This window comes from Stenotrophomonas maltophilia, assembly GCF_001676385.1.
Taxonomy (GTDB): domain Bacteria; phylum Pseudomonadota; class Gammaproteobacteria; order Xanthomonadales; family Xanthomonadaceae; genus Stenotrophomonas; species Stenotrophomonas maltophilia_J.
Genome location: NZ_LYVJ01000001.1, coordinates 475421 through 487761, shown reverse-complemented (window position 1 = coordinate 487761; position 12341 = coordinate 475421). Strand labels below are relative to the sequence as shown.

At 66.1% G+C, this 12341-nt stretch carries 12 protein-coding genes; 3 read left to right on the top strand and 9 right to left on the bottom strand.

The genetic code is table 11. The features are described 5' to 3' along the window. Positions 1-58: 58 nt before the first annotated feature. Complete coding sequence (gene mntR / locus A9K58_RS02350; RefSeq protein ID WP_065197790.1) at positions 59-523, bottom strand: manganese-binding transcriptional regulator MntR; 465 nt, start codon at positions 521-523, stop codon at positions 59-61. Between the two features lie 116 nt (positions 524-639). Between mntR and A9K58_RS02345 the strand changes: the two genes are divergently transcribed. Next, a complete protein-coding gene (locus A9K58_RS02345) occupies positions 640-1971 on the top strand; it encodes an Nramp family divalent metal transporter (RefSeq protein ID WP_065197789.1) in 1332 nt (443 codons plus the stop codon). 122 nt (positions 1972-2093) lie between these two features. Here A9K58_RS02345 and A9K58_RS02340 read toward each other — a convergent pair whose 3' ends face one another. The 4 genes from A9K58_RS02340 to A9K58_RS02325 form a co-directional block, all read right to left on the bottom strand. Further along, on the bottom strand, positions 2094-2420 hold the full coding sequence (locus A9K58_RS02340) for a thioredoxin family protein (protein ID WP_065197788.1): 327 nt from the start codon (positions 2418-2420) through the stop codon (positions 2094-2096). Beyond that, positions 2392-2859 (bottom strand): flavodoxin, encoded by a 468-nt coding sequence (locus tag A9K58_RS02335; protein ID WP_065197787.1) that lies wholly within the window; start codon positions 2857-2859, stop codon positions 2392-2394. The genes A9K58_RS02340 and A9K58_RS02335 overlap by 29 nt, the downstream gene beginning before the upstream one ends. Before the next feature lie 25 nt (positions 2860-2884). Beyond that, positions 2885-3925, bottom strand: coding sequence for a ribonucleotide-diphosphate reductase subunit beta (locus A9K58_RS02330; protein ID WP_065197786.1), 1041 nt, complete (start codon positions 3923-3925; stop codon positions 2885-2887). Between the two features lie 110 nt (positions 3926-4035). Beyond that, positions 4036-6399 (bottom strand): ribonucleoside-diphosphate reductase subunit alpha, encoded by a 2364-nt coding sequence (locus A9K58_RS02325; RefSeq protein ID WP_065197785.1) that lies wholly within the window; start codon positions 6397-6399, stop codon positions 4036-4038. Between the two features lie 430 nt (positions 6400-6829). Here A9K58_RS02325 and A9K58_RS02320 point away from each other — a divergent pair, with 430 nt between their 5' ends. Next, the gene (locus A9K58_RS02320; RefSeq protein WP_065197784.1) at positions 6830-7807 is read left to right on the top strand and encodes a zinc-binding dehydrogenase; all 978 of its coding nucleotides are present in this window, start codon (positions 6830-6832) and stop codon (positions 7805-7807) included. A gap of 195 nt (positions 7808-8002) precedes the next feature. Here the strand turns inward: A9K58_RS02320 and betT are convergent, their stop codons facing one another. From betT to A9K58_RS02300, 4 genes are all read right to left on the bottom strand, one after another. Continuing rightward, entirely contained in the window at positions 8003-9982 is a 1980-nt protein-coding gene (gene betT / locus A9K58_RS02315) for a choline BCCT transporter BetT (protein WP_065197783.1), read from the bottom strand. 195 nt (positions 9983-10177) lie between these two features. Next, positions 10178-10558: a VOC family protein gene (locus tag A9K58_RS02310; protein WP_065197782.1), complete on the bottom strand. Its 381-nt coding sequence runs from the start codon at positions 10556-10558 to the stop codon at positions 10178-10180. Between the two features lie 91 nt (positions 10559-10649). Then, the gene (locus tag A9K58_RS02305; protein ID WP_065197781.1) at positions 10650-10973 is read right to left on the bottom strand and encodes a DMT family transporter; all 324 of its coding nucleotides are present in this window, start codon (positions 10971-10973) and stop codon (positions 10650-10652) included. Then, positions 10973-11326: an SMR family transporter gene (locus A9K58_RS02300; protein ID WP_065197780.1), complete on the bottom strand. Its 354-nt coding sequence runs from the start codon at positions 11324-11326 to the stop codon at positions 10973-10975. The genes A9K58_RS02305 and A9K58_RS02300 overlap by 1 nt, the downstream gene beginning before the upstream one ends. A 159-nt stretch (positions 11327-11485) precedes the next feature. Here A9K58_RS02300 and A9K58_RS02295 point away from each other — a divergent pair, with 159 nt between their 5' ends. Beyond that, a complete protein-coding gene (locus A9K58_RS02295; RefSeq protein WP_065197779.1) occupies positions 11486-12337 on the top strand; it encodes a LysR family transcriptional regulator in 852 nt (283 codons plus the stop codon). The last annotated feature ends 4 nt before the right edge of the window (positions 12338-12341 follow it).

The window sequence follows — 12341 nt, the reverse complement described above, 5'->3', positions numbered from 1 at the left end:
GCCCCACACCGCACTTCCAACCTCCGGCCCCGTGCAAGGCCCGGCGCCATCGGTCTGCTCAGCCGCCCTCGGCCTTGCGCACGAATTCCTCGAACAACGCCAGCGTCTGCTCGCTCACATGGTGCTCGATGCCCTCGGCGTCGCGTCGCGCCGTGTCCGGATCCACGCCCAGCGCCAGCAGGAAGCGCTCCACGGTCTGGTGGCGCTGGCGGCTGGCCTGGGCCAGTGCCTCGCCTTCCGGCGTCAGGAAAACGCCACGGTACGGCCGCTGGATTACCCAGCCGTCACGGGCCAGCCGCCGCAACATCTTCGCCACGGTCGGCTGGGCCACGCCCAGGCGGGTGGCGATGTCGACCTGCCGGGCCTCACCGCCGTCGGCCAACAGGTCCGAGATCAACTCGACGTAGTCCTCCACCAGCTCCATCCGGTGTGCCTCGCGCACCTGCCGGAAGCTCTCGACCTGGCGCTCGGCCTCGATCAAGGGGGTGCTCTTCAGCAATGTCGAATCGTCGGTCTTGCCCACGCCTGCGCCTGCCCTTCCGATGTGATCGGTGTTGAACCTGAATTCTGGACCAGTCACACGACAAAGACGATTGTTTCACATTGCTAATGACTATAGCAGTGGCTATATTGGAGTCCATGAACAGCCTGGCGCCCCACGACCCTTCGGCTTCCACTCCGGCCAGCCTGGGCGTGCTCAACGCTTCGGTGGCAGTGCCCGACAAGGGCCACTGGTGGTTCCGCCTGCTGGCCTTCCTCGGCCCCGGCTACCTGATCTCGGTCGGTTACATGGACCCCGGCAACTGGGCCACCGATCTCGCCGGCGGCTCGCGCTTCGGTTACCTGCTGCTGTCGGTCATCCTCATCTCGAACCTGATGGCCGTCATCCTGCAGGCGCTGTCGGCGCGGCTCGGCATTGCCACCGGAATGGACCTGGCCCAGGCCTGCCGCGCACGCTACCCGAAACCGGTGAACCTGGGGTTGTGGGCGCTGTGCGAGGCGGCGATCATCGCCTGCGACCTGGCCGAAGTCATCGGCACCGCCATCGCACTGAAGCTGCTGTTCGACCTGCCGCTGCTGTGGGGCGCCGTGATCACCGCGCTGGATACGCTGCTGGTGCTGCTGTTGATGAACCGTGGCTTCCGTGCACTGGAAGCGTTCGTGATCGCGCTGCTGCTGGTGATCTTCGCCTGCTTCCTGGTGCAGATCGCGATGGCCGCACCGCCGTTGATGGCGGTGCTGGGTGGGTTCATTCCGCGGGCGCAGGTGGTGACCGATCCGCATGCCCTGTATCTCGCCATCGGCATCCTCGGCGCCACGGTCATGCCGCATAACCTGTACCTGCATTCGTCCATCGTGCAGACCCGCGCCTACCCACGCACGGACGACGGCCGGCGCGCTGCGCTGCGCTGGGCGGTCACCGACAGCACCCTCGCGCTGACCCTTGCATTGTTCATCAACGCAAGCATCCTGATCCTGGCGGCGGCCGTGTTCCATGCCAATGGCCGTTTCGATGTCGAAGACATCGAGCAGGCGCACCAGCTGCTCGCGCCGATGCTGGGCGTGGGTGCTGCGGCGACCCTGTTCGCCGTGGCGCTGCTGGCGTCCGGCCTGAACTCGACCGTGACGGCGACACTGGCCGGACAGATCGTGATGGAAGGCTTCCTCCGCCTGCGACTGCCGCCGTGGCTGCGGCGGTTGCTGACGCGGGCACTGGCCATCATCCCGGTGGTCGTGGTGATCGTGATATTCGGTGATCAGGGCGCGGTGAAACTGCTGGTGCTGAGCCAGGTGGTGCTGTCGATGCAGCTGCCGTTCGCGATCATCCCATTGGTGCGGATCGTGACCGACAAGGTGACGATGGGCGCACTGGTCGCACCGCGCTGGCTGGGTGCCATCGCGTGGTTGATCGCATTGATGATCGTGGCATTGAACGTGAAGCTGCTGGTGGATACCTTCAGCGGCGCCTGACGCCAATTGCCGGGGGCGGTCCTGCCCCGGTAGATCCACGCCATGCGTGGATGCTCTTGTTGAGTCGAGCCATGCTCGACTCATCGCGCACCGCGCGAACGACAGCCGAGCATGGCTCGGCTCTACAAATGCAATGCGATCGCCGCCTCGATCTGCTGCGGCGACTGGAACCCAGCCAGGCGCGTGCGTTCGTCGCCGTTGCGGAACAGCGCGAGCGTCGGTGTCTGGCGCAGTCCCATTTCCCTGAAGAACGCCTCGCCCAGCACTTCCAGCTGGACCCGCAGCAGCGTCGTGCCCTGCCCTGCGCTGCCCATGGCAACGCGATGCAACGACATCTCCAGCATCCGGCAACCGGGGCACCGGTCCTTGTGAAAATCCACCAGCACCCGCGGGTGCTCGGCCAGCAGCCGCTGGAACTGCTCAGGCGAGGTGGTGTCGATGATCTGCATCGGTACTGCTCCAGTAGTGGGCCAGGACCGCATCGGTCCAAGCGCTGATCGCCTCGGCATGACGTTCGCCATGCGGCATCTGCTCGATCTCCAGCGGCGGGTAGTCACTGCGGAAATAGCGGATCAACCGGTGCACGGCGCCGCAGTAATACTCCTGCCCCCATTGCGTCTCGCCGGTCCCGAACACTGCCAGCTGCCGTGGCCGTTCGCCACGCTCGGCGATGCCGGCCACCCACGCCTTCATCTCCGCCGGCGTGCGCCCGGCGTTGTCCGTCCAGCAGCCCAGCAGCACCAGATCGGCCTCGTCGGCAGCCAGCGGCGACGCCTGCCGCAGCTCGTCGGCCTCGTGCCAGTGCACGGCATGCCCGGCGGCGCGGCAGCGCTCGGCAATCTGGCGGGCCAGCTCGCGCGTGTTGCCGCTCAGCGAGGCCACCACCACCAGGATACTGAGCGCGGCGCCCGGCTCAGAGGTCGTCGAAGCCGTTGTCGACGTTGGTCTTCTTGTAACTTGCATTGCGCATCTCGAAGAAGTCGGTCTTGGTTTCGGTGAAGTTGTCGGCGTAAGCCTTGATCCACGGCATCACGTTGTCGGTGGTGTCGCTGTACAGCCGCTCGATACCGAGCATGCCGGCCATCTTGTTGGCGCGGTACTTCACGTAGCGCACCATCTCGTCCACGTCGATGCCATCGATGCCATCCAGGACTTCCGACGACCACTGCGTCTCCAGCTCGATGGCATGCTCGAAGGCGCCGTGCACATAGGCGGTCAGCTCGTTGGTCTGCAGCTCCGGGTTTTCGCCGACGATGGCGCGGATCACCTCGCTGATGAACTTGGTGTGGGCCAGCTCGTCGCGGTTGATGAAGCTGATGATCTTGCCGGTGCCGGTCATGCGGTTCTGCCGCACCAGGTTGTAGAAATAGGCGAAGCCGGAATAGAAGTTGATGCCTTCCAGGATCGAAGACTGGACCAGCGACTTCAGCAGGGTCTCCGCAGTCTTCTCGCGCATGAAATCGTCATACGCACCCATGATCGGCGCGTTGCGCCTGATGATGGTCGGATGGGTGCGGGCCAGTTCGAACACGCGGTTCTGGTTCGGCAGGTCGGTGATCGAGGCCAGCACGTAGCTGTAGCTCTCGTTGTGGATCACTTCCTGCTGGCCGATGATCGCCGCATTGGCATGCGCAGCCGGGTCGGTAATGTACTCGGCCACGTTGTAGATGAAGCGGGTCTGCGGCGAGTCGAGCGTGGCCAGCAGGCCGATGATCGAATCGTAGGCGTTCTTCTCGCGCCCGGACAATTCCCCGTACTGGCGGGCGTCTGCCTTCATGTCCACTTCATCGGGAATCCAGAAGTTGGTCGACAGTTCCTTGTAGGCCCGGTAGAACGACGGGTACGGGATGTCGTTCCAATTGAGGATGCCGCTGGTGCGCCCGTTGATGATGCCGGTGCTGCGGTTCGGGTGGCGTGGTTCGAGGATCTTGATGCGGTCCAGGGGAGTTGCCATGGTGTTCTGCCTTCGTCGTGCGTGCGTTGCGTTTGTAGAGCCGAGCCCACGCTCGGCTGCTCTTGGTGTACGAGCCGAGCATGGGCTCGGCTCTACGGGAGCCGCAGCGGTCAGCTGGAGCACCACTCGCATTCGCTGATGTCGATGTCGTTGGAGCGCACGTAGTAGGTGGTCTTCAGCCCTTCGCGCCAGGCCGCCAGATGCAGCTCCAGCAGCGTGCTGGCGCGGATCGTGCTGGGCACGTACAGGTTGAAGCTGATCGACTGGTCGACATGCCGCTGGCGGCGCGCGTTCTGGCGCACGCTGGCGAACTGGTCGACCTTGTAGGCGCCCTTTTCGTAGTACGGCCAGGTTTCCAGCGACAGGCCCGGCGCAGCCACCGGCCGCCGGAAGTCCTTCTTCTCCTCGTAATAGAACGCGCTGTAGATCGGGTCGATGGAGGCGCTGGACCCGGCAATCTGCGCGGTGCTCATGTTCGGCGCCACGGCCAGCAGCCAGCCGTTGCGCAGGCCGTGCGTGGCGACCTCGCGCGCCAGGTTGTCCCACGCGGCGCCGCCGTAGTGGCGGTCACGGAAGTAACGCCCACTGTGCCAGTCGCTGCCGGCGAACATCGGGTAGCTGCCCTTCTCCTTCGCCAGTTGCGCGCTGGCCTGGATGGTCAGGAAATTGATGCGCTCATACAGTCGGTCGGCCAGTTGCTCGGCATCCGGCGATTCCCACTGGATCGCCTGCTGCGCCAGCAGGTGGTGCCAGCCGAACGTGCCCAGGCCGATGGCGCGGTACTTGCGGTTGGTGATCGTCGCCTGTGGCACCGGCAGCGCGTTGAGGTCGATCACATTGTCGAGCATGCGTACCTGGATCGGGATCAGCCGCTCCAGCACGTCGGTGGCCAGCAGGTCATCCGGCGCACTGATCGCGCGGCCGAGGTTGATCGAGGACAGGTTGCAGACCACGAAGTCGCCCGCGCGGCGCGTGGTGACGATCTGGTCGCCGCTGACGATCTCCTGGATCATCCGCGTTGGACTCATGTTCTGCAGGATCTCGGTGCACAGGTTGCTGGAATAGACCATGCCCGCGTGCTTGTTCGGGTTCTTCCGGTTGACCTCGTCGCGGTAGAACAGGAACGGGTTGCCGGTCTCCAGCTGGCTGAGCATGATCCGCTTGAACAGATCGATGGCCTTCACCGTACGGCGGCTGATGCGCTCATCGGCCACCAGCTCGGCGTAGCGGTCGCGGAAGCTGCCCGAGCCACGCTGCTCATCGTAGAAGTCCTGCAGGTACCAGCCCTTGGCCTGCTTCACCTCGTGCGGGTCGAACAGGTACCAGTCGGCGCGGCGCTCCACCGCTTCCATGAACAGGTCGGGCACGCACACCGAGGTGAACACATCGTGCGCGCGCAGGCGCTGATCGCCATTGTTGAGCCGCAGATCGAGGAACGCTTCGATGTCGCGGTGCCAGATGTCGAGGTACACCGCCACCGCGCCCTTGCGCTGGCCAAGCTGGTCAACCGATACCGCCGTGTTGTTGAGCTGCTTGATCCACGGCACCACGCCGCCGGAGGAATTGGGTACACCGCGGATCGGCGCACCGCTGCTGCGCACATAGCCCAGGTAGGCGCCGACGCCACCACCATGCTTGGACACACGGGCGATGTCGGTATTGGAGTCATAGATGCCCCGCAGGCTGTCGTCCACCGTATCGATGAAGCAGCTTGACAGTTGGCCGCCGACCTTGCCGGCATTGGCCAGGGTCGGCGTAGCCACGGTCATGTACAGGTTGGACAGTGCCCAGTACGCCTCGCCGACCAGCTGCATGCGCCGCTCGCGGGGGGATTCTTCCTGCATGAGGTACAGCGCGATGGTCAGCCAGCGCTCCTGCGGCAGTTCATAGACCTCGCGGCTGCGGTCGCTGGCCAGGTAGCGCGTGGCCAGCAGGTACAGGCCGTTGTAGGCGAACAATCGATCACGCTCGGGATCGATCATCTCGCCGGCCTGCTGCAGTTCTTCCTTCGAATAGCAGCGCAGGATGTCGTTGCTGTAGATGCCGCGGTCGGCCAGGCTTTCCTGCAGGCCCACGTAGGAACCGTACTTCAGGCCGGCATCGTAGAAGCGGTTGCGGCTGGCACGCTTGTACAGGCGGCGCAGGTAGATGCGCGCGGCGAACTGTTCCCACTCCGGCGCGACCAGATCCACCCGCGACTCCGCTTCGCGGATCAGCAGATCGACCAGGTCGTCGGCGCTGAGGCTGGGCTTGCGCTCGACCATCGCCTGTATCACGCGGCGGTAGTCGCTCACGTCCAACTGCGGGAACTCGGCATGCACGGCGTCGATGCTGCGCTGCAGGCGCTCTGCATCGAACGGCAGGCGACGGTTGCCCGCCTCCTTGGTGATCCACGTTGGCACGCGCTCGCCGCCAGCGCGCAAAGCGCCGCCGGCGCCGGCCGGATCGGCCGCGCGATGGGTATTGTCGGTCATGGTCCTGCATCTCCAGGCTCGCACGCACAGCGGCGTCGATGCCGTGGCGGCCCTGCACGCGATACCGGCGCACGGGGCGGTCGGGTGGGATGCCAAAGCGCGGGAACACCAGGTCGTCGGCGATGGCCTGCGCCTGCGGCCGGTATCCGGGCCGTGGGGGCGATCTGGGTCCGCACGATGGCGGCCGCGTCGACACGGCAAGCCTTCAGGGGCGGGCCGCGGGACGTTTGCTGCATGTCCGGCGGCGGCGGCTGACCGGGAGTGACGGCCACAACATAGTGGGGATATCCAGCATCGTCAACACAAGATGCGGTAATCACGACATACCGCGACGATCCGTCGCAGGATGCCGTGTTGCACCTGCGGCGCCTTGTCGACACCGTGCACGCCCCCAGCTCGGTACAACATCAAATTCTTCGGAACATCACTCATGCGCGCTGCCCAGTACCCTTCCTTCGGCGATCCGGCCGACGTCCTTGCCATTGCCGACGCTGCCCTGCCCGAGCCCGGCCCCGGTGAGGTCCGCATCCGCACCGTGCTGGCCTCGATCCACAACCACGACCTGCTGACCGTACGCGGCCTGTATGGCTACAAGCCGCCCCTGCCGGCGATTGGCGGCAGCGAAGCATTGGGCGTGGTCGATGCACTCGGCGACGGCGTCGACGGCCTGCGGATCGGCCAGCGGGTTGCCGCTGCCTCGGTGCACGGCACCTGGGCCGAAGCGTTCATCGCACCGGCCCGCATGGTGATCCCGATGCCGGACGCGATCCCGGACGAAACCGCCGCGCAGCTGATCGCGATGCCACTGAGCGCGCTGATGCTGCTGGAGTTCCTCCAGGTCAAGCCAGGCCAGTGGATCGTGCAGAACACGGCCAATGGCGCGGTCGGCAAATCGCTGGCGATGCTGGCGAAGGCGCGTGGCGTGCGCGTGGCCAACCTGGTGCGCAACGCCGCGGCGGTGGCGCAGTTGCAGTCCCTGGGCATCGATCACGTGTTCGACACCTCGGTGGAGGGCTGGAAGGACCGCGTGCGTGCAGCCACCGGTGAAGCGCAGGCCGCGGCGGCAGTGGATTCCATCGGCGGCGAGGCCAGCGCCGACCTGGTCGACCTGCTCGGCCACCACGGCACCCTGGTCTCGTTCGGCGTGATGAGCGGCGAACCTCTGCGCATTCCCGCCGGCGGCCTGATCTACAAGGAAGCCACGGTGAAGGGCTTCTGGGGCAGCAAGGTCAGCCAGGCCATGGCGGTGGAGGACAAGCGTCGGCTGGTCGGCGAACTGTTGAAACGTGCCGCTGCCGGTGAGCTGACCCTGCCGGTCGAGCAGATCTTCGCACTGGACGACGTCGCGCAGGCGGTGAAGGCCGGTGCGGGCTCCGGCCGCAACGGCAAGGTGCTGCTGCGTCCGTGATGGGCCGCTGTAGCCTTCTGTAGAGCCGAAGGCAGCGGCAGGAGCCACTGCCCATGCGACCACCCGTAGGGTGCCGGCCAGGACGGCCGGCACAGCCACGCCCGGCTGTTCTCCCGGCATCAGGGCGCCGGGCGTGGGCCCGGCTCTACAGGGGTGTGCCGCCCCATCGTCCGTACCCACCGAAGCGTTCGTGCATCAACGGCTCAGGTGCAGGAACTGCAGGTGCCGCTCGTACTGGCTGATGATGTCGTTGATGATCTGCTTGCGGCTGTAACCCACCAGGTCATAGTCCTGGCTGCCTTCGAACAGATGCACCTCGGCACGGTAGTAGCGCTGGTTGCGCAGCTGCTGCGCGGCGAACGACGGGGTCAGGTAGCCGCTGAGGATCACCCGGTACAGGAAGTCCTGCTGCTCGCCGTGATTGACCGTCAGCTCCATGTCGCCCGCCTCGAAGCGCGTGGCCACATCCCAGCCCTGCCCGCGCAGCTGCTCGGCCACCGCCTCCATCGCCGGCTTCACCGTGTCGTCCATGAAGCGGTAGACCTGGTCGCGTACCGGGAAGTGCATGGCCTGGCTCAGGCGCTGGCGCCAGCCCTGGTGGTGGCGGTCGTCGCCGATCAACGGCGATGGCCGGTACTGCAGCGCGCGCTTGCGATGCGATTCGTCACTGAAGGCGCGGGTCAGGCCCCACATCATCAGTAGCAGGATCGCCGAGAACGGCAGCGATGCCAGCACCACGGCCGATTTGAGTGCATCGATGCTGCCGGCCAGCAACAGGCCTGCGGTCAGCACCGCGATCACCGTGCCCCAGAACACGCGCAGCCAGCGCGGGCCATCGTCCTCGGGCGATCCGCCATGCGATGACAGCGTGGACAACACCACCGCCCCCGAATCAGCAGAGGTCACGAAGAAAATGAAACTGACCAGCACGGTTACCGCGATCACCGTGCGGCTCCAGGGGTAGCTGTCCAGCAGTGCGTACAGCACCGTCGGTGGATCATCCACCGCCAGTTGCGCCAGCTGCTGCTGGCCATGGTGCAGCACCTGGTCCAGCGCACTGTTGCCGAAGATCGAAAGCCACGCCAGGGTGAAACCCAGCGGGATCAGCAGCACGCCGAACACGAATTCGCGGATGGTGCGGCCACGCGAGATGCGCGCGATGAACAGGCCGACGAACGGCGCCCAGCCGATCCACCAGGCCCAGTAGAACACCGTCCAGCCGCCCAGCCATTCCGGCCGGCCACCATAGGCGTACACGTCGAAACTCTTGCCGACGACCCCGCCCAGGTAATCGCCCAGGTTCTGCATCAGCGTGCTGAACAGGTACTGGGTGGGCCCGGCGAACAGCATGAACAGCACAAGCGCGATCGCCAGCAGCATGTTGATGTTGGCCATCCAGCGCACGCCCTTCTCCACCCCGGAGACGGCCACCGCCACCGCTGCCCCCATCATGCTGGCCACCAGGATGATCTGCACCAGGTTGGAGTGCGGGACATCGAACAGGTGCGACAGGCCTGCATTGAGGTGCAGCACGCCGAAACCCATGTCGGCACCGATGCCGAACACGGTGGCGACGATGCCGAGCGCGTCGACGGTGTAGCCGATCGGGCCGTTGATGCGCTTGCCGATCAACGGATACAGCGCCGAGCGCAGCGCCAGTGGCAGGCTGTGCCGGTAGGCGAAGTAGGCCATCGCCATCGCTGCCAGCGCGAACACGCCCCAGCCATGCAGGCCCCAGTGCAGGAACAGCAGCTGCATGGCCTGGCGCGCGCCGGCCTCGCCCGCTGCCGGGTCGCCCTGCGGCGGCTGCAGGTAATGGGTCAGCGGTTCGGAAACACAGAAGAAGAACAGGGTGATGCTGATGCCGGCAGCGAACAGCATGCCAGCCCACGAGAGGTAGCTGAACTCCGGCTCGTCATGGTCGGCACCAAGCTTGATGCCACCGTACTTGGACAGTGCCACGCCGACCACGAACACCAGGTACAGGGTCATTGCCAGCAGGTAGTACCAGCCGACGTTGAGTGCGGCCCAGTCCTGGGCCTTGAGCAGAAGGCGGCCCGCACCGAGCGGGAACAGGCTGACGAACAGCGCGAACGCCACGACAACGATCGCCGCGAAGGCGAACACAGGCCGAAGGGTGCGCACCGGGGATTGTTGCGGCTCCAGTACATCCATGGGGCGGCGTTCTCCGGTAGATCAAAGGGTTAGCCGATCAATTCTGGCTGAACCGCAGTGGACGGAGCATGAAGTTGTGGCGTGCGGTCGCGAGTCATGGCCACGATTCCGTGTTATCACGCGCGCGCCGCGGCACGCGCGACCGGCAACGCGGCACGGAGCGCAGGCGATGGGGTCATGCGCAACACGGCCCGATCACGACATCGCATGCACCGCGCACAGCTTGTTGCCATCCGGGTCCCGCAGATAGGCCAGGAACAGCTGGCGGCCGCCCATCTGGCGAATGCCGGCCGGGTCTTCGACGGCCGTTCCGCCGTGGGCCACGCCCGCATCCTGCCAGCGACGCACGGCGTCGGCGCTTTCAAAGGTGAAGCCAATGGTGCCGCCGTTGGCATGGCACGCCGGTTGGCCGTCGATCGGCGCGGTGACACCGAACATTCGTCCATCCTTGAAATACATCAGCCGGCCCTTCTCGTCGAATACGCCCGGACGTGCCCCCATTGCGGTGAACAGGGCGTCGTAGAAGCGACGTGCGGCGTCCATGTCATTCGTCCCAACGGTGATGTGGCTGAACATGCGGGCACTCCCTGCGGAAAGCCGCAGTGTCAACCAGCGCGGCTCGCTTCGCAATCCAGGCAGGCAGTTGCGGCGACCGCCGCGAGGGCCGTCACTTCGCAGTGCTGAGCAGCAGGACCGCCGCGGTGACCAGCGCGATGCCGACCCAGCCGATCAGGCGCAGGCGGTTGCCGAACAGCAGGCGACCGCAGGTGGCGGTACCGATGACCCCGATCGCCCCCCACAGCGCGTAGGCGGTTGCCAGGTCCATGTAACGCACCGCCTGTCCCAGCAGGGCGAAGGCGATCCAGACCAGGATGATCGCAGCGACGCCCCAGCGCCAGCGGCGGAAGCCTTCCGACCTGGCCACCATCATGTTGGCGGCCACGTCGATCAGCGCAGAACAGATCACGAAAAACAGAGCCAGGGTATTCATCAGTGCGCCTCCCCCAGAGTGACGCAGACGATGCCGACCACCGCCAGCACCAGGCCGGCCAGCTGCTGCAGCGACAGGCTTTCGCCAAACACGGTGAGGCCGACCACGGTCAGCAGGGTCAGCCCGAGGCCTTCCCACACCGCGTAGGCCACGCCCACGGCGATGCGACGCACCGACTGCGCCAGGAAAAAGTAGGACAGCGCGAGCGCGCCGGCCATGATCAGATAGCCGGTCCAGCCGCCATCGCGGGCGGCGTGTGCCATGAACGAGGTGCCGACCACCTCGGCGACGATCGCCGCGGTCAGGCAGGCCCAGGCGACCAGCGCGCCGCGGGCAGGGACAGTACGGGACATGTGAAACTCCTTGCGCGGCGGGGATCGCACACCGCCACCAGTGGATCCACACCATGCGTGGATGATCTCGGACGCCCGCAGACAAGGGCGACGGCGGCCAGTATCATCGCCTTTTACGGTGGTAGCAAAATGGATTCCATCGACAGGAGCGATGGATAAATGCCCTACTCCCCTGAATCCCTGCAGGCCTTCGTAGAAGCCGCAGCGCTGGGCTCGTTCTCGGCGGCGGCGCGGCGCCTGCGCAAAACCCAGTCAACGGTCAGCACCGCCATCGCCCACCTGGAAGCCGATCTGGGCGTGAGCCTGTTCGACCGTAGCGGGCGCTACCCGCAGCTGACGGAGGCGGGAAGGCAGGTACTGGGCCACGCGCAGGAGATCCTCGCTGCCGATGCGCGCCTGCAGCAGTTGAGCGTGCGCCTGGCCGCGCCGGTCGAGCCGCGCCTGACCGTGGTGTTCTCCGATGTCTATCAGCTCGATCCGGAGCAGCGGATCCTGCAGCGCTTCGCCGAAGCATTCCCGGACATCGAACTGGAATGGCTGGACGCGGAAGGCGACGACGTGCTCGAACTGGTCGCCAGCGGCCGTGCCACGCTGGGCCTGCTGCCCCGGCAGGAGCGCTATCCCGACGCACTGGTCGCACGGCCGCTGGCCCATTACAGCGAGCTGTCGGTGTATGTCGCCCGCGAGCATCCGCTGGCTACCGCTGGCCGCCATGCCGCTGCGCAGCTGGCGCGGCATCGGCAGGTGCGCTTGAGCGCGCAGGTCGACCAGGCGCGCGTGGTCACTGGCCTGGCCTGGACCGCCACCGACTACCTGATGGTGATGGAGATGGCCGAGGACGGGATCGGCTGGGCCGAGCTGCCACGGGCGCTGGTGCAGCGCTATGACCGCGGACGGCTGGAGGAGCTGGTGTTGCCCGGGTGGCCGCGGCGCATCCATAGCGACCTGCTGTGGCGCCGCGATACGCTCCCGGGACCAGCGGCCCTGTGGTGGGCCGACGCGCTTGGATGACGGC

Excerpts from the sequence above, each read along its gene's own strand:
- A9K58_RS02310 (WP_065197782.1), bottom strand. The coding sequence starts at position 10,558 with ATGTTCAGCCACATCACCGTTGGGACGAATGACATGGACGCCGCACGT.
- A9K58_RS02300 (WP_065197780.1), bottom strand. The coding sequence starts at position 11,326 with ATGTCCCGTACTGTCCCTGCCCGCGGCGCGCTGGTCGCCTGGGCCTGC.
- A9K58_RS02325 (WP_065197785.1), bottom strand. The coding sequence starts at position 6,399 with ATGACCGACAATACCCATCGCGCGGCCGATCCGGCCGGCGCCGGCGGC.
- A9K58_RS02345 (WP_065197789.1), top strand. The coding sequence starts at position 640 with ATGAACAGCCTGGCGCCCCACGACCCTTCGGCTTCCACTCCGGCCAGC.
- A9K58_RS02330 (WP_065197786.1), bottom strand. The coding sequence starts at position 3,925 with ATGGCAACTCCCCTGGACCGCATCAAGATCCTCGAACCACGCCACCCG.
- A9K58_RS02340 (WP_065197788.1), bottom strand. The coding sequence starts at position 2,420 with ATGCAGATCATCGACACCACCTCGCCTGAGCAGTTCCAGCGGCTGCTG.
- A9K58_RS02305 (WP_065197781.1), bottom strand. The coding sequence starts at position 10,973 with ATGAATACCCTGGCTCTGTTTTTCGTGATCTGTTCTGCGCTGATCGAC.
- A9K58_RS02295 (WP_065197779.1), top strand. The coding sequence starts at position 11,486 with ATGCCCTACTCCCCTGAATCCCTGCAGGCCTTCGTAGAAGCCGCAGCG.
- betT (WP_065197783.1), bottom strand. The coding sequence starts at position 9,982 with ATGGATGTACTGGAGCCGCAACAATCCCCGGTGCGCACCCTTCGGCCT.
- A9K58_RS02320 (WP_065197784.1), top strand. The coding sequence starts at position 6,830 with ATGCGCGCTGCCCAGTACCCTTCCTTCGGCGATCCGGCCGACGTCCTT.